Source organism: Pseudoselenomonas ruminantium (assembly GCF_900142515.1).
In the GTDB taxonomy this organism is placed as follows: domain Bacteria; phylum Bacillota; class Negativicutes; order Selenomonadales; family Selenomonadaceae; genus Selenomonas_A; species Selenomonas_A ruminantium_D.
In genome coordinates this window covers 52,131-74,197 of the sequence record NZ_FRBC01000011.1, presented here as the reverse complement: position 1 = coordinate 74,197, position 22,067 = coordinate 52,131, and the positions used below count along the sequence as shown (strand labels likewise).

The 22,067-nt window shown below is 50.7% G+C and carries 19 protein-coding genes and 1 riboswitch; all 19 genes read left to right on the top strand.

What is annotated here, in order from left to right; translation table 11 throughout:
• Positions 1 to 36 precede the first annotated feature (36 nt).
• Positions 37 to 1,323, top strand: coding sequence for a trigger factor (tig, locus tag BUB68_RS07180; RefSeq protein WP_073089538.1), 1,287 nt, complete (start codon positions 37 to 39; stop codon positions 1,321 to 1,323).
• Positions 1,324 to 1,350: 27 nt separating this feature from the next.
• Entirely contained in the window at positions 1,351 to 1,962 is a 612-nt protein-coding gene (gene clpP / locus BUB68_RS07175; RefSeq protein WP_014424688.1) for an ATP-dependent Clp endopeptidase proteolytic subunit ClpP, read from the top strand.
• Positions 1,963 to 1,973: 11 nt separating this feature from the next.
• Positions 1,974 to 3,239, top strand: coding sequence for an ATP-dependent Clp protease ATP-binding subunit ClpX (gene clpX / locus BUB68_RS07170; protein WP_073089535.1), 1,266 nt, complete (start codon positions 1,974 to 1,976; stop codon positions 3,237 to 3,239).
• Between the two features lie 82 nt (positions 3,240 to 3,321).
• Positions 3,322 to 5,625, top strand: a complete 2,304-nt coding sequence (lon, locus tag BUB68_RS07165; RefSeq protein WP_073089533.1) for an endopeptidase La — start codon at positions 3,322 to 3,324, stop codon at positions 5,623 to 5,625.
• Positions 5,626 to 5,776: 151 nt separating this feature from the next.
• Positions 5,777 to 6,400 carry a ribosome biogenesis GTP-binding protein YihA/YsxC gene (gene yihA, locus BUB68_RS07160; RefSeq protein ID WP_073089530.1) on the top strand — a complete coding sequence of 208 codons (624 nt, stop codon included), beginning with the start codon at positions 5,777 to 5,779 and terminating at the stop codon, positions 6,398 to 6,400.
• A gap of 90 nt (positions 6,401 to 6,490) precedes the next feature.
• Entirely contained in the window at positions 6,491 to 6,949 is a 459-nt protein-coding gene (gene ahbA, locus BUB68_RS07155; protein ID WP_073089586.1) for a siroheme decarboxylase subunit alpha, read from the top strand.
• A 13-nt stretch (positions 6,950 to 6,962) separates the two neighbouring features.
• Positions 6,963 to 7,454, top strand: a complete 492-nt coding sequence (gene ahbB / locus BUB68_RS07150; RefSeq protein WP_073089528.1) for a siroheme decarboxylase subunit beta — start codon at positions 6,963 to 6,965, stop codon at positions 7,452 to 7,454.
• 105 nt (positions 7,455 to 7,559) lie between these two features.
• On the top strand, positions 7,560 to 8,036 hold the full coding sequence (gene greA / locus BUB68_RS07145) for a transcription elongation factor GreA (RefSeq protein WP_073089526.1): 477 nt from the start codon (positions 7,560 to 7,562) through the stop codon (positions 8,034 to 8,036).
• A gap of 28 nt (positions 8,037 to 8,064) precedes the next feature.
• Positions 8,065 to 9,579, top strand: a complete 1,515-nt coding sequence (gene lysS / locus BUB68_RS07140) for a lysine--tRNA ligase (RefSeq protein ID WP_073089524.1) — start codon at positions 8,065 to 8,067, stop codon at positions 9,577 to 9,579.
• A gap of 141 nt (positions 9,580 to 9,720) precedes the next feature.
• Positions 9,721 to 9,915, top strand: a riboswitch (cobalamin riboswitch).
• A gap of 135 nt (positions 9,916 to 10,050) precedes the next feature.
• A complete protein-coding gene (locus tag BUB68_RS07135) occupies positions 10,051 to 11,043 on the top strand; it encodes a sirohydrochlorin cobaltochelatase (protein ID WP_073089522.1) in 993 nt (330 codons plus the stop codon).
• 143 nt (positions 11,044 to 11,186) lie between these two features.
• Complete coding sequence (gene cobI / locus BUB68_RS07130; protein ID WP_073089520.1) at positions 11,187 to 11,888, top strand: precorrin-2 C(20)-methyltransferase; 702 nt, start codon at positions 11,187 to 11,189, stop codon at positions 11,886 to 11,888.
• A 15-nt stretch (positions 11,889 to 11,903) separates the two neighbouring features.
• The gene (locus tag BUB68_RS07125) at positions 11,904 to 12,875 is read left to right on the top strand and encodes an ABC transporter substrate-binding protein (protein WP_073089518.1); all 972 of its coding nucleotides are present in this window, start codon (positions 11,904 to 11,906) and stop codon (positions 12,873 to 12,875) included.
• A gap of 28 nt (positions 12,876 to 12,903) precedes the next feature.
• Positions 12,904 to 13,854, top strand: coding sequence for a FecCD family ABC transporter permease (locus tag BUB68_RS07120; RefSeq protein ID WP_371914851.1), 951 nt, complete (start codon positions 12,904 to 12,906; stop codon positions 13,852 to 13,854).
• The gene (locus BUB68_RS07115) at positions 13,854 to 14,630 is read left to right on the top strand and encodes an ABC transporter ATP-binding protein (RefSeq protein WP_073089515.1); all 777 of its coding nucleotides are present in this window, start codon (positions 13,854 to 13,856) and stop codon (positions 14,628 to 14,630) included. Before BUB68_RS07120 ends, BUB68_RS07115 begins: the two co-directional genes overlap by 1 nt.
• 104 nt (positions 14,631 to 14,734) lie before the next feature.
• Entirely contained in the window at positions 14,735 to 16,372 is a 1,638-nt protein-coding gene (locus BUB68_RS07110) for a condensation domain-containing protein (protein WP_073089513.1), read from the top strand.
• A gap of 18 nt (positions 16,373 to 16,390) precedes the next feature.
• Complete coding sequence (locus tag BUB68_RS07105) at positions 16,391 to 18,403, top strand: molybdopterin-dependent oxidoreductase (RefSeq protein ID WP_073089511.1); 2,013 nt, start codon at positions 16,391 to 16,393, stop codon at positions 18,401 to 18,403.
• A gap of 341 nt (positions 18,404 to 18,744) precedes the next feature.
• Complete coding sequence (locus BUB68_RS07100; RefSeq protein ID WP_073089509.1) at positions 18,745 to 19,692, top strand: aspartate carbamoyltransferase catalytic subunit; 948 nt, start codon at positions 18,745 to 18,747, stop codon at positions 19,690 to 19,692.
• Complete coding sequence (locus BUB68_RS07095; protein WP_073089507.1) at positions 19,689 to 20,978, top strand: dihydroorotase; 1,290 nt, start codon at positions 19,689 to 19,691, stop codon at positions 20,976 to 20,978. Before BUB68_RS07100 ends, BUB68_RS07095 begins: the two co-directional genes overlap by 4 nt.
• Before the next feature lie 18 nt (positions 20,979 to 20,996).
• Positions 20,997 to 22,067 (top strand): glutamine-hydrolyzing carbamoyl-phosphate synthase small subunit, encoded by a 1,071-nt coding sequence (gene carA / locus BUB68_RS07090; protein ID WP_073089505.1) that lies wholly within the window; start codon positions 20,997 to 20,999, stop codon positions 22,065 to 22,067.

Sequence of the window (22,067 nt, the reverse complement as noted above, 5' to 3'; positions counted from 1 at the left end):
CTTTGATTTAGACAATACAGGAGGTCGTTTCAGACAATGAAAGTTACGGTTGAAAATGGTGAAAACCAGCAGGTTACTCTGACGGTTGAGGTTGAAGCTGCGGAAGTTTCCAAAGCAGTGGAAAAGGCTGTAAAGCGTCTCAGCAACCGTGTAAATATTCCGGGTTTCCGCAAGGGCAAGGCTCCGCGCAAGATCATCGAGCGCAACGTGGGTATGGATGCCATCATGCAGGAAGCTTTCGACATCGTCGGCCCCAAGGCATTTGCTGATGCTCTCGAAGAACAGAAGATTGAGCCGGTAAGCCGTCCGCAGATCGACATCGAAACCCTCGAAGATGGCAAGGATCTCGTATTCAAGGCTACGGTTACTCCGCGTCCGGAAGTCAAGCTGGGTGACTACAAGGGCCTGAAGGTTGAGAAGAACGTGGAAGCTGTTACCGACGAAGATGTGGAAAAGCAGCTCAAGACGTTCCAGGATCGTCAGGGCAAGATGGTTGACGCTCCGGAAGGTGCTGAAGTCAAAGACGGCGACTTCACGACGCTCGATTTCGAAGGTTTCGTAGACGGCGAAGCATTCGAAGGCGGCAAGGGCCAGGATTACCCGCTGCAGATTGGTTCCGGCAGCTTCATCCCGGGTTTCGAGGATCAGCTCATCGGTGCTAAGATCGGCGAAGAGAAGGAAGTCAACGTTACTTTCCCGGAAGAATACCATGCAAAGGAACTGGCTGGCAAGGCTGCTATGTTCAAGTGCACGATCCGCAGCATCAAGCAGAAAGAACTGCCGGCTATGGACGATGAACTGGCTAAGAAAGTCAGCAAGTTCGAAACGCTTGAAGAACTCAAGGCTGATATCCGCAAGAACCTGGAAGAAAACGCTGAGCGCAAGGCTGAAAACGACCAGAAGAGCGCTGCCATCGAAATGGCAACCAACAACATCACCGTTGATATTCCGGCAGTCATGATTGACAACCGTGTGGAAGGCATGATCCGTGAAATGGCTATGCGTCTCGAACAGCAGGGCATGAGCTTTGATGCTTACCTCCAGTACGCTGGCACGGACATCAACAAGATTCGCGAAGACTATCGTGAAACGGCTGAGAAGAACGTTCGTACGGATCTCATGCTGGAAGAAGTTGCTAAAGCTGAAGACATCAAGGTTGAGGCAAAAGACCTCGACGCTGAAGTTGCTGGCATGGCTGCCGCTTATGGTGCTACGCCGCAGCAGGTTCAGAAAATCATCAAGGAACAGGGACGCGTTGGCGATCTGGCTGCAACGGTACTGCGCAAGAAGACGGCTCAGTTCATCATCGACAGCATTGCCTAATCTTTCCCTGTATATGGGGGTATTCCAATGAATTATGTACCTATGGTAGTAGAGCAGTCTAACCGTGGTGAGCGGGCATACGATATCTATTCCCGCCTGCTCAAAGACCGGATTATCTTCCTGGGCGGTCAGATTGACGATAGTGTAGCCAATGTAGTCGTGGCGCAGATGCTCTTTTTGGAATCGGAAGATCCAGACAAGGATATCTACCTCTACATCAACAGCCCCGGTGGCGTTGTCACTGCTGGCTTGGCTATCTATGATACCATGCAGTATATCAAGCCGGACGTGTCCACCATCTGTATCGGACAGGCGGCCAGCATGGGGGCTGTGCTCCTGACGGCTGGTGCCAAGGGCAAGCGCTTTGCGCTGCCCAATGCCCGGGTAATGATTCATCAGCCTCTGGGGGGTGCCCAGGGGCAGTCCACGGACATTCAGATTCAGGCCCGTGAGATTCAGCGCATCCGTGAAACCATCAATGACATTTTTGTTTCCTCTACGGGAAAGACCGCGGAAGAAATCAATAATGACACGGAACGCGATAACTTCATGACCGCAGCCGAGGCCAAGGCTTATGGCATCGTGGATGAAGTGATTACCCGTCCCAAGAAGACGAAGAAAAACGACGCTAAAGATTGAGGGGTGGTGTCATGTTGAAGTTTGGGGATGAAAAAGGTCAGCTCAAATGCTCTTTTTGCGGCAAGACGCAGGAGCAGGTAAGAAAGCTGGTTGCAGGTCCCGGCGTCTATATCTGTGATGAATGCATTGAGCTCTGCAATGAGATCATTGAAGAAGAGTTCAGTGAGGAAGCAGAGGTAGAACTGAAGGACGTCCCAAAACCGAAGGACATCCGCGCGATCTTAGACCAGTATGTAATCGGACAGGATGACGCCAAGAAGAGCCTTGCTGTGGCTGTTTACAACCACTACAAGCGCATCAATATGGGGGCCACCAAAAGCGATGATGTGGAACTGCAGAAGTCCAATATCTTGATGGTTGGTCCCACAGGCAGTGGCAAGACATTGCTGGCGCAGACTCTGGCAAAGATAATCAATGTTCCTTTTGCCATTGCTGATGCCACAGCACTTACTGAAGCCGGGTATGTGGGTGAGGATGTGGAGAATATCCTTCTTAAACTCATTCAGGCTGCTGATTATGATGTGGAGAGGGCTGAACGGGGAATTGTTTATATTGATGAAATCGACAAGATTGCCCGTAAGTCGGAGAATCCATCCATTACCCGCGATGTATCTGGCGAAGGTGTGCAGCAGGCACTGCTGAAGATCCTGGAAGGTACAGTAGCTTCTGTTCCTCCGCAGGGAGGGCGTAAGCATCCGCATCAGGAACTTATTCAGATTGATACGACTAATATCCTCTTTATTTGTGGTGGTGCTTTTGATGGCATTGAGAAAGTTATCGAAAGCCGTGTTGGCCAGAAACAAATGGGATTTGGTGCGAATATCAAGTCCAAGAAGCAACAGCGTAATGTAGGGGAAATCCTGAAGAAGCTGTTACCAGAGGATTTGTTGAAGCATGGGCTCATCCCCGAGTTTATCGGTCGCGTACCAGTGGTAGTGACATTAGACTCTCTGGATGAAGATGCTTTGGTCAGTATCCTGACTCAACCGAAGAATGCCTTGGTCAAGCAGTATGCCAAGCTTTTGGAGCTGGATGGCGTGAAGCTTTCCTTTGAAGATGAGGCCCTGCGCATGATCGCCAAAGAGGCGTTGAAGCGCAAGACCGGTGCCCGTGGCTTGCGGTCGATCATCGAAAGCATCATGTGTAACGTGATGTATGACATTCCTTCCATTGAAGGTGTCACGGCTTGCCATGTGACCAAAGAGACGGTGAATAATAAAAAAGATCCTGTTTTGACCATCGACAAGAAGGCGCAAAATAGTGAAGCATCTGCCTGACTTATGGCAGGCGTAAGGCGAGGCGTTGCTGCGGCAGCGCCTTGTTTATATATTATTATTTTAGGAAAAAGGAGGGAGTCAAATGGCTGAATTGCGTACATTGCCATTGCTGCCCTTGCGGGGCATGGTTGTATTCCCTTATATGATGATTCATATCGATGTGGGCCGGAATCGCTCCATGGCAGCTATTGAGGAGGCTATGGTGGAGAACCGGGAGGTCATGCTCACGACTCAGACCGATGCGGAAGCCGAGGAATTCACCTTCGAGGAGCTCTATCCCGTAGGTGTGGTGGCTGAAATCCGCCAGGTCATCAAACTGCCCGGTGATACAGTCCGGGTATTGGTAGAAGGCAAGCGCCGGGCCCTGATTCATGAATTCCATGAACAGGATAATTTCGATGCTGTTGCGGTGGAAGAATTCACCGATAAGATCGACACGTCCATGAATATGGAAGCGCTGAATCGCGCTGTCGTGCATCAGTTTGAAGAATGGGTGCGCCTGTCCAAGAAAATTCCGCCCGAAACCTTGGTTTCCGTGGCAATCATTGACGATGCCGGCAGATTGGCCGACCTTATCGCCAGTCATCTTAATCTCAAGGTGGAAACCCGTCAGGAGCTGCTGGCGGCCATTGATGTCAAGGAGCGTTTGGAAAAACTCTATGGTGTGCTGACCCGTGAGATGGAAATCCTGCAGATGGAGCACAAGATTGGCAAGCAGGTGCGCAAGCAGATGGACAAGATCCAGAAGGATTACTATCTGCGGGAGCAGATCAAGGCCATCCGCCAGGAATTGGGTGACAGCAACAAGAGTGAGATTGATGAGGCACGCAAGAAGCTCAGCGAGGGAAATTATCCGGAGTTTGTGCAGAAGGCTGTGGAAAAGGAATTGAACCGGTTGGAAAGCTTCAGCAATATGCACGCTGAAGCCGGTGTCATCCGCAATTACATTGACTGCCTGCTGGAACTTCCCTGGAATGAGGAATCGGAAGATACTGTGGATATTGCTGCCGCCAAAAAGGTCCTGGATGAAGACCATTATGGACTGACCAAAGTGAAAGACAGGATCCTCGATTATCTGGCGGTGCATAAGCTGGCCAAGGATAAGAGCGCACCGATTCTCTGCCTTGTCGGGCCTCCCGGCGTGGGCAAGACCTCGCTGGCAACATCGGTAGCCCGTGCCACGGGCAGGGAGTTTGTAAGAGCTTCTTTAGGTGGTGTCCGGGATGAAGCGGAGATTCGTGGTCATCGCCGCACCTATGTGGGCGCTATGCCAGGGCGCATTATCGACGGCCTGCGCAAGGTAGGCAAGAAGAATCCTGTGTTCCTGCTCGATGAAATCGACAAGCTCTCCGGTGACTACCATGGTGATCCGTCGGCAGCTCTGCTTGAGGTTCTTGACCCGGCGCAGAATTCTACGTTCAGCGATCACTTTGTAGATCTGCCGTTCGACCTTTCCAAGGTATTCTGGATTGTCACGGCCAACAATCTGGGCAATATTCCCCGTCCCCTGCGGGATAGGATGGAAATCATCCAGTTGTCCAGCTATACCGAAGTGGAAAAGCTAGAGATTGCCAAGCGTTATCTGGTGGCGCGTCAGCGCACCCAGAATGGCCTGAAGGCCAAGGACATCAGTTTCGGTACCGGAGTACTGCAGAAAATCATCAGTGATTATACCCGGGAGTCTGGTGTCCGCGAGCTGGAACGGGAAATCGGCAGCGTCTGCCGCAAAGCCGCCCGCAAGATTGTGGAAGGTGAGGAAGCACCCGTCAAGGTCACGAAGAAAAATCTCACGGACTTTTTGGGCAAGGTGAAATTCCAGGATACCAAGGCCAACAAGAAGCCGCAGGTGGGTGTCGTTACTGGCATGGCCTGGACGGAAGTCGGTGGCACCATCCTGCCGACCGAAGTCACCGTGCTCAAGGGGAAGGGCAAGCTTATCCTGACCGGTCAGATCGGTGACGTGATGCAGGAATCGGCGCAGGCCGGCCTGACTTATGTGCGCAGCCGTTCGGACAAACTGAAACTTGCGGATGATTTCTACGAAAAAGAGGATATCCATATCCATTTGCCAGAGGGCGCTATTCCCAAGGATGGCCCATCGGCAGGCATCACCATGGCTACGGCCATGATTTCAGCTCTGACCGGCAAAAAGGTCAGGAGCGATGTGGCCATGACTGGAGAAATCACCCTGCGCGGCCATGTGCTGCCCATTGGCGGCCTCAAGGAAAAAGTGCTGGCCGCCTATCGGGAAGGTATGAAGACCATCGTCCTGCCGAAGGACAACGAAAAGGATATCGACGATATTCCCGAAGTTGTGCGGGAGAAGCTGGAATTCAAGCCTGTGGAATCCATGGATGAAGTATTGAAGATTGCGTTGCTGAAGTAAAATATGTAAAGCTGCCCCCTTTAGGGGGAAGTGGTGCGGGGCACCAGGGGGGAACTCTTGATAAGCTGGATGAATGCACTTATCCCTTCTGGTTGCTGTGTGGCCATCTCCCCTTGAAGGGGGTGGCATATTTTTGCAAGGAGATGAGAACATGAAAGACAGAGTCATTATAACCCAAGGAACCTATGTGGCTTCCGCCGTGAAAAAAGACCAGTACCCTGAAGGGAATCTGCCGGAAATCGTCTTTATTGGTCGTTCCAATGTGGGCAAGTCCTCCCTGATAAACTCCCTGACAAGAGTCAATAATCTGGCAAGAGTATCCTCACAGCCCGGCAAGACGCAGACCATCAACTTCTTTGAGGTGGGCGTGAAGATTGAGGAAGCCGAGGAGCGCAAGGCCTTTTACCTCGTTGACCTGCCTGGTTACGGCTATGCCAAGACGGGCAAGGAAAAACGCAAGATCTGGTCGAAGTTTATCGAAGAATACCTCTTGCATTCCCCACGGCTTTCCTTTGTCTGCCAGCTTATCGACAGCCGTCATGAGCCGATGGCATCTGACGTGGAAATGTTCAACTGGCTCGTGGACAACGGCCTGCCCGTACTGATCATTGCCACCAAGGTGGATAAGATCGGCAAGAATGAGCGCGCGAAGAATATCGCCGCCATCAAGCGTAAGCTGGGCATCAAGGAAATTTCCGTGCTGCCGTACTCTTCCTTAAAAAATGAAGGCCGTTCAGATTTACTTGACGTTATCGGGGATAGTCTGCTAGAATAATAGTAGAAAATATGAATCGGATTCATATTGCGCAAAATCAATGGGAATTGCGAAAGAATCTCGATGACGGAATAGGGGAGAGGGATTATGATGATGGCTTTGACGGATTTCGATAAATCCTTGTTGAATTTGCTGCAGGGGAGCCTGCCTGTATGCAGCCGTCCTTTTGCCAAGCTGGCAGAAGAGCTGGGGACCGATGAGCAGACGGTGCTGACGAGGGTTCAGGAGTTGAAAAAAGAAGGCTATCTGCGGCGTATCGGCACCTTCTTTGACTCCAATAATCTGGGCTACAAGGGCACATTGGTGGCGCTCAAGGTTGAGCCCTCCAAGATGCAGACTGTAGCTGAGGCCATCAATCACTATCCAGGTGCCACCCATAACTATGAGCGGGAGGGCCGCTACAATCTGTGGTTCACCCTGCTGACGCCGAATCTGGAAACAGAGGCGAAGATTCTCAGCGAAGTCCAGTCCTTGAATGGTGTGGAAGATATGCTGAATCTCAAGGCCAACAAGAAATACAAGATCAACGTGCAGTTTAAATTGCATTAAGGGGGCAGGACAGATGGCAGCAGAAGTTTTGAAAGAAATCAGTGAATTAGACAAGCGTATTGTCCGTGCCCTGCAGGGCGATTTCCCTTTGGTGGCTGAACCCTACAAGACACTGGCTGAACAGGTGGGAATAAGCGAAGAGCTTTTCCTGGAGAGGGTGAAGGCCATGCGGGACAGCAAGAAGATCCGCAAGATGGGCGCTGTGCTGCGTCACCGGGAGGTGGGCTTTACCTCTAATGTGCTGGTGGCCTGGGAAGTTCCTGCTGACCGTCTGGACGAGATTGCCAGACAGATGGCGGCCTGTCCGTCTGTATCCCATTGCTATGACCGCAATACAGCTCAGGATTGGCCGTATAATCTTTATACGATGGTGCATGGACATAGTCGGGAAGAGTGTGAACAGGTGGTAAAAGACTTGGGAAAGGCCAGCCATGTCAATAATCATGTCATGCTCTATTCTAAGCATGAGTGGAAGAAAACGGCCATGAAATATTTTTGCGAATAAGGGATTAATTGTACCCCGCCGCCTTTCTTGCTGGTTGACAGAAAAGGGCAGGCGGGGTACAATGTTAAAGTTATATTATATGAATTTTGCAAAGGGGCGTTTAACATGGCAGATAAAAAGGTCATGCTGACCGAAGATGGTTACAATAAACTCGTAGAAAAACTCAATTATTTGAAAAGCGTACGGCGCATAGAGATTGCAGAACGTTTGAAAGCTGCAATTGCTCTGGGTGACTTGTCCGAGAACTCCGAGTATGATGATGCAAAGAATGAGCAGGCATTCCTCGAAGGTGAGATTGCTGATCTGGAAGCCAAGATCCGTAACTCCGATATCATCAAAGCTGGCAGCGGTGATGTGGTACAGATGGGTTCCAAGGTTTCAGTAGTTGACCTGGAATTTGCTGAAGATGGTCCGGAAACGTTCATGATTGTAGGTTCGACTGAAGCAGATCCGGATGAAGGGAAGATTTCCAACGAGTCCCCGCTGGGACAGGCACTGCTGGGCCAGAAGCGCGGTGCTGTCGTTGACGTACACGCTCCGGCAGGTGTGATCAAGTACGAAATCAAGGATATTTTAAAGTAAGATAATATAGATAGGAGAATTTGCGTAAATGGCAGAAAATAAGCAGAATCAGCAGGCTCCTGTGGAAGACCTGAATGAGATGATGAAGGTTCGCCGCGAAAAGCTGGCAGCCTTCCAGGAGATGGGCGTGGCTCCCTTTGGCCATCGTTTTGATGTGACGGCTTATGCAGCGGATATCAAAAAAGAATATGACCATCTGGAAGGGGATGAAGAAGGCCCTGAAGTATTCATCGCCGGCCGCCTCATGGCTATCCGCGGCCATGGCAAGGCATCTTTCTGCACGCTGAATGACCGCACGGGCAACATTCAGGTGTACTTCAAGATTGACGTATTGGGCGAAGAGAAATACAAAGGCCAGTTCCGCCGCCTTGATATCGGTGATATCATCGGCATCCGCGGTGTGGTTTTCAAGACGCATCGCGGCGAAGTCACGGTGCGCGTAGAGGATTTCGACCTGCTCTCCAAGTCCCTGCGTCCGCTGCCGGAAAAATTCCATGGTCTGCAGGACGTGGATATTCGCTACCGTCAGCGCTATCTCGACCTCATCGTGAACCAGGATGTGCGTGAGACCTTCCGCCGCCGCACGAAGACCATCAACTCCATCCGCGAATACCTCGATGAGCGCGGCTATCTGGAAGTGGAGACGCCGGTTTTGTCCACCATTGCTGGTGGTGCAGCTGCCCGTCCGTTCATCACGCATCACAATACGCTGGACATCGATCTGTACCTGCGCATCGCTACGGAACTGAACCTCAAACGCTTGATCGTAGGCGGCCTTGACCGCGTGTATGAAATCGGCCGCATCTTCCGCAACGAAGGCATGGACGTGCGCCATAACCCGGAATTCACTTCCATCGAGTTCTATCAGGCTTTCGCTGATTACACGGACATGATGGACCTGACGGAAGGCATCGTGGTCAACGCTGCGCAGAAGGTACTGGGTACCTCTGTCATCAACTATCAGGGTGTGGAAATCGACCTGTCCAAGGTCAAGCGCATCAGCATGAATGATGCCGTCAAGGAAGCTACGGGCAAGGATTTCATGGCCTGTGAAACGGTGGAAGAAGCCCGCAAACTGGCTGATGAAATCGGTGTTCCCTACGAGGAGCGTCATGGTATTGGCGGTATCCTGAATCAGGCTTTCGAAGAAAAAGTTGAAGAAACCTTGATGCAGCCGACCTTCATCACGGGGCATCCCACGGAAATCTCTCCGCTGGCTAAGCGTAACGCTGACGATCCGCGCATTACGGACCGCTTCGAGTTCTTCATCTATGGCCGTGAGCTGGCTAATGGCTTTACCGAGCTCAATGACCCTATCGACCAGAAGGGCCGCTTCGAGGATCAGCTCAAGCAGCGTGAAGCTGGTGATGATGAAGCACATGGCATGGACGAAGATTTCGTCATGGCACTTGAATACGGCTTACCGCCAACGGGGGGCGTAGGCATCGGCATCGACCGTCTGGTCATGTTCCTGACGGATGCTGCTTCTATCCGCGACGTGCTTCTGTTCCCAACCATGAAGCCGCTGGCTGAACAGAATTAATAGAGAACAAAAATCCATGAACTTTCCTGAATGGGCTGGTTCATGGATTTTTTTTACAAATTCAAGAAAAATAAATTTTAACTATGGAAAAATTTATATGAATAGGTTATAATACTGCCTGTGAGTTATTTCACAGTTTTTATTGCATAAGAAGGAACAGGTGCAAACCGGCGCACATCCGGTTGCTGAAAAGAGAAGCTGGTAGAAGCCAGCGCGGTCCCGCCACTGTAAGGGGAGTGAATCTGCATAGTTAAGTCACTGAAGGTCTTAGCCTTTGGGAAGGCGCAGAGGAACGATGAACCGAGCCAGGAGAACTGCCTGTTTGACAATCACCGTAGCAGCTATTGGGATGCTGCTGAACCTGCGAGCGATGGGAAGGGGATTTCGTCATTTGTGATGAGAGCATCTTTTTGCGCTGCGGCGGGAAAGGTGCTTTTTCTTATGCAGCAGGTTTTAGGGAGGTTTTTGTTTATGAAAAATTGGCAGAAAATGTTAGCAGCAACGATTGCCTGTGGGGCAGCTTTTTCCGCAAGCTACGTACCGGCGGAAGCGGCTTATCAGCTGAATGAAGAGGTCAAGGCTCCAACCAAGGCGCTGAAACAGGCTGCGGAAATCGGTGTGCTCAAGAATGAGAATCCGGCTATGGCAAATCAGGCTGACAAGGATGCTATCGTGGTCATGACCTTTGGTACGACTTTCAAGGATACCCGGGAAAAGACCATTGACGCTACGGTGAAGGAAATTCAGGCTAAGCATCCGAATACGAAGGTAGTTACGGCTTATACCTCCCACATCATCATCAATCGTGTGAAGAAGAATGAAGGCATCACCTATCCGACTCCGGAAGAAGCTTTGGATCAGCTGAAAAAAGAAGGCTATACCCGCGTAGCGCTGGCATCCCTGGATGTTATTCCGGGCATGGAATACAACTACGATATCGGTGTATACCATAACTACAAAGATCAGTTCAAGAAAATGACGCTGGGTACGTCCCTGATGTACTGGCAGGGCCAGGAAGAACAGGCTGATGATGTGACGGAGACCATCAAGGCACTGTCCACTCAGTTCCCGAAACAGGGCAAGGATGATGCTATCCTGATCATGGCTCATGGTACGCCGCAGGTTTCCAATGCTTATTATTCCGTGATCCAGGCCAAGATTGATGAAATGGGTTTGAAGAATGTCTATATCTATACGGTAGAAGGCTGGCCAAACCTTGAAACGGTTATGCCGAAACTCAAAAAGAACGGTATCAAGCATGTAACGCTCATGCCCATGATGATGGTTGCTGGTGATCATGCTAACAATGATATGGCCGGTAAGGAAGAAGATTCTCATAAATCCATTTTGGAAAAGGCTGGTTACAAGGTTGATGCCTATATTCATGGCATCGGCGAAAACAAGGCCATCCGTGATCTCTATGTAAAGCGGGCTGAAGATGCCTGGAATGCATTAGAAAAATAAAATTTAATCATATTCATCAACATGACACACTAAAGCCGTCTGTCCTCCCTGTCAGAAAGGGGCAGGCGGCTTCCTCAATATTTGACAGAGAATAGTCAGCATAGTATGATAAGCTAAGATAACTTTTATGGAGGTTTGGATATATGAGTGGAATATTTTATGGTATCGGTGTAGGCCCTGGAGATCCGGAACTGTTGACGGTGAAGGCAATCAAAGCCATTGAGCAGGTGGATGTGCTGATTGCACCGAAGACGGAAAAGAAGGACGGCAGCGTGGCTCTGTCTGTAGCGAAGCCTTATCTGAAAAAAGACGTGGAAATCGTCTATCAGGTGTTCCCTATGGTCAAGGGATTCGCAGAAAACAGCACGGATGCTTGGGAAGCCAATAAGCAGGAGATCCTGGGACTCCTGAATGAAGGCAAGAATGTGGCGTTCCTGACCATCGGCGATCCCATGTTCTACAGTACCTATATCTATGTGTTCCGACTGTTGGAAACTGCCGGCGTAGAAATCAGGACCATTCCGGGGATTCCTGCCTTTGCGGCTATTGGCAGCCAGTTGGGGTATCCTATCGTAGAAGGGGACGATGTGCTTTCAATCATCCCGGCCACGGCTAGTCCTGAAAAGGTAGAAAAGGCCATGCAGGCTGCTGACAATGTGGTGCTGATGAAAGTTTACAAGAACTTCGAAGAAGTTGCGAATATGCTCGATGCGAATGAAATGGCAGAACAGGCTGTACTGGTCAGCCGTGCAGGTCTCGATGACGAAAAGATCATCTATGATGTATTGGCGCATAAGAAGGATAAACTCAACTACCTCTCTACGATTTTGACCCGTAAGAACTGATTAGGGGATGATGTTATGAAGCGTCGAATAGGTTTTTTCCTGATGCTTTTTTTTACAGTGGCTTTGCTGGCGGCAGGTTGTGGAAGCAACCATGCGGTCAGCAGGTTTGATGCTCAGAAAAGTTTTGTCACGGTGACGGATGATCTGGGACGTACAGTGGAACTCAATGAGAAGCCTGCTCGTATTGTCGTGACTTCGGCATCATTCCTGGAACCTTTGGAAGCCGTAGGCGGTGCGGAACTCGTGGTGGGACGCCCGGATTCTCAAACGAAGATGCCTGATTATGCCAAGGACCTGCCGAGTGTAGGCAAGGTCTATCAGATCGATACGGAAAAAATCATGGCTTGCCAGCCCAATCTGGTTATCATCAACAAAGGCATGAATGAAAAGTTGGTGGATACGTTGGAGGCCAATGGCATCAAGACCTTAGTGCTGGATATGAAGAGCTATGAAGATGTCAAGCGGGAAGTGGAAATACTGGCGCAGATCACCGGTGATCCGGATAAAGGCCAGCAGCTGGCAGCTGCTATGGATGAAAAGATTGCTGCTGTAAAAAACAAGATCCCGGCCGATAAACGGCGGACAGCAATCATCCATAGCACGAGTCAGGGGCTGACCGTGCAGTTGGATGGCAGCATTGCTGGTTCCATTGCCAAAATGCTGGGATGGGAAAATGTGGCCAGTGGTATGGAGCCTTTGGCTAAGAATCCCGATGCAGCGCCTTATAGCTTAGAGACATTGGTGGAAAAGAATCCTGAGGTTCTCTTTATCACTAGTATGGGAAAGATGGAGTCCATTAAGTCTGGTATGGATAAAACCTTACAGAGTCCTGCCTGGCAATCAGTTGCTGCTGTACGGAATGGAAACGTTTATTATCTGCCACAGGAACTCTTTTTGCTGAGTCCTGGCATCCATTATCCGGAAGCTGTAGCGCATATGGCTGCATGTCTTTATCCTGAGGTTTTTTATGATGCAGATGGAAAGTAAATCATCGGCAAAACGGCGGACGCTGCTAATGGTAGCGTTGGCCGCTTTTGCTTGTTTTGGAATTATATCAAGCCTGGCTAAAGGTTCTGTGGATATTCCCTGGACTGAAGCGATAGAAGTGTTTGGAGGCGATGCCTCGGGGGCCTATGGGCAGATCCTCTATAATATCCGTCTTCCGCGCACGATAGTGGCTTTACTGGTGGGCATGAACCTGGCTTTATCCGGAGCCATATTACAGGCGGTAATGCGCAATCCACTGGCTGATCCACATATCATCGGGGTATCATCTGGAGCAGGGATTTGTGGCATCATGGTCATGCTGGTTTTTCCCGCCTATGCTTATCTGATTACACCTGCCGCCTTTTTGGGGGCGATGGGAGCAGCTGTTCTCATCTATATTTTGGCCTGGAAGAATGGCATCAGTCCATTGCGTATCGTATTGGCTGGGGTAGCGGTATCTGCTTTCTTTGGTGCTGGCATATCGGCCTTGTTGATATTTTATAGTGATCGGGTACATAGTGCCCTGATGTGGATGGTGGGTGGCCTTTCTGCCCGCAGCTGGCCACAGGTGGAAATACTATGGCCTTATACCTTGGCAGGCACCCTTTTGGCTTTGGGCGGTGCCCGGCATTTGAATATCTTGCAATTAGGAGATGAGTTAGCCAAGGGGTTGGGGCTCAGAGTGGGGATGACGCGTATTTTGTTGTCTGCAATTGCAGCCCTGCTGGCAGCCAGTGCTGTTTCGGTGGTGGGGCTTTTGGGCTTTGTAGGGCTTATTGTCCCCCATACTGCAAGACTGCTTATTGGCTCGGATTATCGTTGGCTGCTTCCCGCTACAGCTTTGCTGGGGGCGGGAACGGTAACACTTTGTGATACGGTAGCCAGATTGGCTTTTGCACCCGTGGAATTACCTGTGGGCATTATCATGGCCGTTATCGGTGCTCCCTTTTTTCTTTTCTTGCTGAGGAGGGAGTTATGATGTCTATTGAAACGCGTGATTTGCAGTTTGCTGTCAATGGGCGGTGTATCTTGCAGGATATAACCCTGCGCTTTCCCGTTGCCAGGCGCACAGCGATTATTGGTCCTAATGGTGCGGGGAAATCCACTTTGCTGAAATCATTGGCAGCACTCAATACGGATTTTCAGGGGCAGGTTCTGCTGGATGGTAAGGATATTCGGAAGTTCTCGCGAAAGGCGCTGGCTCGTAAGCTGGCTATTTTGCCTCAAGGAACGATGGCACCTGCAGATATCAGTGTGCAAGATCTGGTGGAATATGGCCGGTTTCCCTATCGGAGTATGTTTAGCCGCGATCAGCAGCAGGATTTGCTGGCTGTAAGACAGGCCATGGATGCAGCCTGGGTAACTGATTTTGCGCAGAGACGGGTGGCAGATCTGTCTGGCGGTGAGCGTCAGCGGGTTTTTTTAGCCATGGTGCTGGCACAGCAGCCGGAGATTTTATTGCTGGATGAGCCGACTACCTATTTGGATATTGCCAATCAATTACAGGTTATGGATATCGTGAGTGAACTTCATCATAAGAAAAAGATCACTGTGATTATGGTACTCCATGATATCAATCATGCGCTGCAATATGCGGATGAAGTTGTCATTATGCAAAACGGCAGGATTCGGGCACAAGGCGATCCGCATACAATCCTGACAGTGGAGTGCTTGCGGGAGGTATTCAACGTGCATGCGGATGTGTTTCACAATGATGCTGGACGAAAAATACTTTTTCCGTTATCCAAGTGTTGATGGAATGCGTAAGGTCTGGTTTTGCTAAGCAGGAAATTTTCTGTCAATGACGAATTAATTTCACTGAGATGAGTTATCGTAGTGACAGGAAATGAGGCGCGGTTATGAAAATATCACAGAGCCTGTATAAAATAAGAGGTGGATTCACGCCCTTGCAGTTTAATCGGGCCGCGTTTATGGTTTTGTCGGCAGAGGATGTTTTGCGGCAGTATGAAACGCCGGAAATAACTTTTCGCAATGTAGTGGATCTTTCGAATGAGGAGATTGACGAACTTTTGGCTAAAGTTATGGAGGCAGAATTACGCCGGGGATTTAAATCGGATGCATCTTTGCCTTTGCGGTTGTCAGTCTTTCATACCAGCATGAATGAATATGCAGTCATCGTTACGGCACGGCCAGAGTTATTGACACGAATGGATGTGCGTAATATTTTCCGGCAGGTGATGAAGCTGCCGCTGCAGTCTGGCAGGACTGCTTCTGTAGCTGATCCGCAAATGAAAAATGCAGCTGAGGCGATTCGCGCCTATTGGCAAAAGTTATTTCAGCACCTTCCTGCTAAGCCACGTCTGCCTTATGCTCTCCAAAGGGAAATCAACCGTAATAACAGCAGTGAAATAGCAATCTATCCCATACGCATTGGTGGCAGTATTTTGTCTGATATCAGAGAAAAGGCAAAATCCAATCGGGTCATGATGATGGCAATCCTGCAGAGTGCATGGGCATTACAGTTACAGGTGGAAAATGATTGCCGGGATACGGTACTTTGCCTGCAGACAACCAATCGTTCCGCAACGGAGGGGGTTCAGCAGAGCTTATTGCCAGTGCGTCACATCAATACAGATCAGCAGGTAGTGCAGGATATTGTGGGGAAGGCCTTCCAGCAGTTTATCATCTCTCAGCCATATGCGGCTATAGGACGGGAAAGCTTGCAGCAAATCATGGATCAGCAGGGTGAGGACTACTTTGACAATATCTTGAATTTCTGTGGTTTTTTGACTGAGGAAGAAAAAACGTATACGGCAGTGAAAGGTCGTGCTGATGGCACTTTGGTGCAGGAAAATATTTTGGACAGCAGCGGCGTCCGGCTGGGGCTGCGATTTTGTTTAGGAGAAAACCAGCTGAATGTGTCGTTTGTGTATGGTTGTGGAACTTTTGGCCTTCTGCAGGTCAGCAAGATTGCCCAGGAATATGAGCTGGTATTACAGCAGATGCTGACGGACTGGTATTCAACTTATGGGAATTTTTGCAGTCATTTATATGAGCGGTTGCAGAATCTTCGTTTGGAACAGGCCGAAACGCCTGATTCCCGCATAATTTTGCAGGATGCTTTATCGAAATTGCATTTGCTGCAGGAATGCGACAAGGGCATTATCCAATTGTTTGTTGATGATGCCAAGCTTACGACTTATTTCGAAGGCGATCGCTTGTTGGAGAAAGATTGGGAAGGGCAATTGGCTTTTGTGGTCAAGGGAAAGTTGGCGCGTAGTATCGAGCAGGGGGATGGCTGGTTCAGGCCGTTGGACATTGCCAGAGAAAATACCTGGCTTAATGAAACGATATTGTTATCAGACAAGAAGACGAATCTGTCAGCAGAAGTGCTGACAGAGCGGGCCGTGGTTATGACAATTCCCTTACTGGCTCTGAACAAGCATCTGTTGCAATCGCCTGTTTTAGTAAATAATATCATTCGCCATTGCATCCGGCAGATGGAAAAATATCAACGTCTGTGGATACAGGCATAATGAGGAGAGAATTTTTTGATGGAACAATATAAATCGGTTTGTCCCTATGATTGTCCAGATTGCTGTGGCCTATTGGTCACGGTGGATAAGGGAAAGACGATTGAGGTGGCGGGAGATCCGTCACATGCATTTACCCGGGGGACGTTGTGCCCCAAAATGGCTCATTATGAGCGTACGGTCCATTCGTCTCGGCGCTTGCTTACACCTTTGAAGCGGGTGGGAGAAAAGGGAAAGGGGGATTTTGTGCCAATCAGCTGGCAGGAGGCGATTGATGAGATAGCTGCCCATTGGCGGGAAATCATTGGCAGCTATGGTGCAGAGGCCATCTTGCCCTATTCCTATGCCGGTACCATGGGAACGATACAATACAGTGCGGGTCATGCCTTATTCTATGCGTTGGGAGCTTCGAGCCTGGATCGTACCATCTGTGCACCAGCCAAGGCTCACGGCTATCGTTCGCTGATGGGGGGCACTTTGCCAACAGCGCCGCAGGAGGCCCAGCAGAGCGATTACATTATCCTTTGGAGCATCAGCATGCTGGCGACGGATATCCATTTCAAGCATGATGTGGACATTGCCCGCAAACGGGGGGCAAGAATTGTCTGCGTGGATACTTATGCAACGAAGACCGCGCAGTATGCCGATGAATTCATCTGTGTGAAGCCAGGTTCAGACGGTGCACTGGCGCTGGGAATGCTGCATGTTCTGGCACGGGAAAACTTGGTGGATGAAGAATTCATTGCCCGCTATGTGCAGGGCTGGCAGGAACTGAAAGTGGAAGTCCTGCCTGCCTATCCGCCGGAAAAAGCAGCAGAACTTACAGGCCTGTCTGCTGGGCAGATTGAAGATTTTGCCCGGTCATTCGCTGCAGCCAGGGCACCGTTTATCCGTCTGGGCAGCGGCCAGTCCCGTTATGGCAACGGTGCGATGACATCCCGGTTGATTACCTGTCTGCCAGCAGTAGTGGGAGCTTATGCCAAAGCAGGCGGTGGCATGCTGACTTCATCTTCAGGCAGTCATGCTTTTGATAAGGATATCATCCGCCGCCCAGATATGGAAAAGAACGGCATCCGTCATATCAATATGATCAAGCTGGGGGATGTGCTGACGGATAATACCTTGCAGCCGCCCGTCAAGAGTCTGTTTGTCTATTCCTCTAATCCGGCCTGCACAGCGCCGGATCAGAACAAAGTGTTGGCAGGACTCAGACGGGAAGACTTGTTTACCGTGGTGCATGAGCGTTTTATGACGGATACGGCGCTTTATGCTGATATCGTGCTGCCGGCTACCACTTCGCTGGAGCATGAGGATATCTACTATTCCTATGGTCAGTATGTGGTCCAGCGCGGAAAGCAGATCATACCGCCCGTTGGGGAAAGTCGGTCCAATTGGCAGGTGGCACAGTTATTGGCTGAGGCTATGGGAGTGGATGACGAATTTTTCCGCCAGAGTGAGACGGAGCTGGTGGAAAAGTTCATCGCCAGCACAGATAAGGCCTGGCCGCTGCCTGTGGACAAGGAAAAATTAGCCGAAGGAGAACCGGTGGAATTGCCTATGCCTGAGGCTTACAAGCTGAACTTCAAGACGCCTTCGGGGAAGATTGAGATCTTCAATCCGGCGCTGGAACGGCAGCTGCCGGATTATCTGCCGCCTCATCTGGCAGAGGATAAGGAAGAGTTTATCTTGATAAACAGTCCCGATCCCCGGATATTGGATAGTTCCTTCAACGAACGCGAAGAATTGACCAAAGGCAATATCATGGTATTGATGATGAACCCTGCAGATGGGCAGCGGCAGCATCTTCAGGATGGCGACGCAGTCATGGCAGAAAATACGCAGGGGCGGGCGGAGTTTACCGTCAGATTGTCCGAACGGGTACAAGTGGGGACTGTGGTCAGTGAGGGCGTCTGGTGGCGGGAACATACGGCCGCTGGCAACACCAATCTGCTGACGCATCAGCGGACAACGGATAAGGCGGAAGGCAGTACGTTCTATGATGTCAGAGTAAATCTAAGAAAAAAAGTCCAATAAAAAAATACAATAAATTGCTTACAAGGGTTGCATTTAAGTAACAAGCAGGCTATAATGTTAACAAAGCAGACGAGAGCTGCTCAAGGACAAACGAATACATTGCCTTTTTAAAATGCGTACTGCGATGCGCATAAGGGGACCCTGTCATATAGCTAGTAGTATAACTATAACCTGAAGTAAAGCGGGAGCTTTCTTATGCATACGCATAGGAAGCTCCTTTTTTTGATACTGGATTATCGATATGCGGGCAAATTTTGCAAAGACAATGGATTTCTCCCCTTGAAAGTTTATGCAACTTTAATGTATAATTATTATTGTCAACCTGTTAAGGAGTGAATGACTTGGAGAAAAACAATGTATCCCTGCGGGGAAAGAATGTTTTGGGCCTGGAGGATTTCAGCCCGGAAGAGATTCGCTTGGTGCTCGAAACCGCCAAGGAAATGAAGAACATCATTCATCGGGATATCAAGAAGGTTCCCACCCTGCGCGGCAAATCCATTGTCACCCTGTTCTACGAACCCAGCACCCGTACCCGTACATCCTTTGAGCTGGCGGGCAAATACCTCGGAGCTGATGTGGTCAACATCACGGCAGGTTCCAGCAGCATCGTCAAAGGCGAAAGCCTCAGAGATACGCTCTACACCATTGAGGCGATGGGCGTGGATGCCATCGTCATGCGCCATAAGGCAGAAGGTGCGGCTGAATATGCTTCCCGCGTAGTCAGCCCCGTAATCCTCAACGCTGGTGACGGCGCTCACGCTCATCCTTCACAGGGGCTCTTGAACCTCTTCACGATTCAGGAGCATAAAGGTCATCTGGAAGGCCTGAAGGTGGCCATTATCGGCGACGTGCTCCACAGCCGTGTAGCCCGCTCCGATATCTACGGCATGCGCAAGATGGGCATGGAAGTTCATATCGCCGGCCCCAAGACGCTGCTGCCCCGCTTCCTCTACGAAGAACCGGGCATCGTGGTGCATGAACGCATCGAAGACGCCATCGCCAATGCTGATGTCATCGAAGTGCTGCGCATCCAGCTGGAGCGCATGAAGGGCGGCCTGTTCCCGACGACGAGAGAATATGCCCGCATCTTCGGCCTCAACGATACGCGGCTGAAGCTGGCCAAGGATGATGTGCTGATCCTGCATCCGGGCCCCATGAACAAGGGCTGGGAAATCTCGCCCTTCACGGCTTATGGCAAGAATTCGGCCATTCAGGAAGAAGTACAGAATGGTGTGGCCGTGCGCATGGCGCTCTTTACCTTGGTGCTGACGGGAGGAAAACAGGCATGAAAATTTTGCTCAAAGGCGGACGCGTAATCAATCCGGAAAATAAATTCGATGAAGTGGCAGATGTACTGGTGGAAGATGGCAAGGTGGTCAAGATTGCAGCAGGCATCGAGGAAACGGCTGACAAAGTGCTGGATGTCAGCGGCAAGGTGGTAACTCCTGGCCTTATCGACCTCCACGTTCATCTGCGGGAACCGGGCCAGGAAGCCAAGGAAGACTTTGCTTCCGGTACCCAGGCGGCGGCAGCAGGCGGTTTTACCACCATCTGCACCATGCCCAACACCAAGCCGGCTGTGGATTCGGCAGCACTGGTGCGCAGCCTGAAGATGCGCGCTCAGGAAGTCGGTGTCGTCAATGTGGAAATCATCGGCGCCGTTACCAAGAATCAAGAAGGCAAGGAACTGGCGGAGATGGGGGATATGCTGGAAGCCGGGGCAGTGGCCTTCTCCGATGATGGTCATTTCGACCCCAGTGCCAAGGTCATGCTCAATGCCTTTGACTACCTCCACACCTTTGATAAGGTCATCATCAACCATGAGGAGGAGCCTACGCTGATTGAAGACGGCGTGATGAACGAAGGTCATCGCAGCGCCATGCTGGGCCTCAAGGGCCGTCCTACGGTTGCCGAGGACATCGCTGTGGCCCGGGACATCATGCTGGCTGAGTACGCTGGTTCCAAAGTCCATATCGCGCATATCAGTTCCGCCCGGGCGGTGGATATCGTGCGTCAGGCCAAGAAACGGGGCGTCAAGGTAACGGCAGAGGCCACGCCTCAGCATCTGACCATGACGGAAGAATGTGTCAACCTCTTTGACACCTCCACGAAAATCAATCCGCCCCTGCGGGCACAGAAAGACTGTGACGCGATTCTGGAAGGGCTGAAGGACGGCACCATCGATGCCATCGTCACGGATCACAGCCCACATGCGCAGGAAGAGAAGGACAGGGAGTATATCTATGCACCGAGTGGTTTCCCAGGCCTAGAAACTTCCTTGGGCGTTATGCTGACGGATTTGTATCATACGCAGAAACTGGATCTGCCGATGATTGTTTCCAAGATGAGCTATGAACCGGCTCAGGTTTTCGGTCTGGATGCAGGCAAGTTGAGCGTTGGTGCACAGGCAGATATCACGGTAATCGACCCGGAACTTGAGTGGACGGTTGACGAAAAAGAATTCTACACCAAGGGCAGCCACAGTCCCTTTGTGGGCCGCAAGCTCAAAGGCAAGGCAGTGCTGACCATGGTTAAGGGTAAAGTAGTTATGCAGGAAGGCAAAATCCTGGACTAACAGATATGAGGTGTTTTCATGAAGGGTAAATTAATCCTCGAAGACGGCAGCGTTTTTACGGGGCAGTTATTGAATGACAGCCGGGCCACCGGCGAAGTGGTGTTCAACACCAGCATGACGGGGTATCAGGAAAGCCTGACGGACCCCAGCTATTGCCGCCAGATTCTGACGCTGACCTATCCCATGGTAGGCAACTACGGCATTGCGGAGATTTTCATGCAGTCCCGCAAGGCTTTCGTGGGTGGTTTCGTAATCGGTGAGCTTTGCGAGCTGGGCAGCAACTGGCATTATGAAGAGAGTCTGGCGGAGTTCCTGACCAAACAGGATATTCCCTGCCTTTATGATGTGGATACCCGGGCCGTAACGCGCAAGATCCGCAACGCCGGTACCATGAAGGGGATTATCGTACCCGAGGATGCCAGCCAGGAAGAAATCGACAAGCTCATGGCTGTGCCTATCAAGAAGGAAGTGGTTATGGAAGTGACCACACCGGAAGCTTATACTATAGAGGCAGAAAAAGAAGATGCGCCGCTGGTGGTGGCCATGGACTTCGGCGTGAAGCAGAACATCCTGACTTCCCTCCATGACATCGGCTGCAAGCTGCAGGTAGTGCCGGCAGACACGAAGGCAGAAGATATTCTGGCCATGAATCCTGATGGCATTTTCCTTTCCAACGGTCCTGGTGATCCTGCCGATGTGCCGGAAATCGTGGCGGAAATCCAGAAGCTGATCGGCAAGAAACCCATCTTCGGTATCTGCCTGGGGCATCAGCTGCTGGCCAGAGCTTTGGGGGCTAAGACCTACAAGCTGAAGTTCGGCCATCGCGGCTCCAATCAGCCCGTCAAAGACCTGCGCACGGGCAAGGTGCAGATTTCTTCCCAGAACCACGGCTATGCGGTGGAGGAGGAGTCCTTGAAGGATCTGCCGCTGGAAGTCACGCATATCAATGTCAACGATGGCACGGTAGAGGGCATGCGTCACACGGAACTGCCCCTGTTCTCCGTGCAGTATCATCCGGAAGCCTCCCCGGGCCCGGACGACAACCTTTATTTATTCGATGAATTTTGGACCATGTTGAAGGGAGAATAA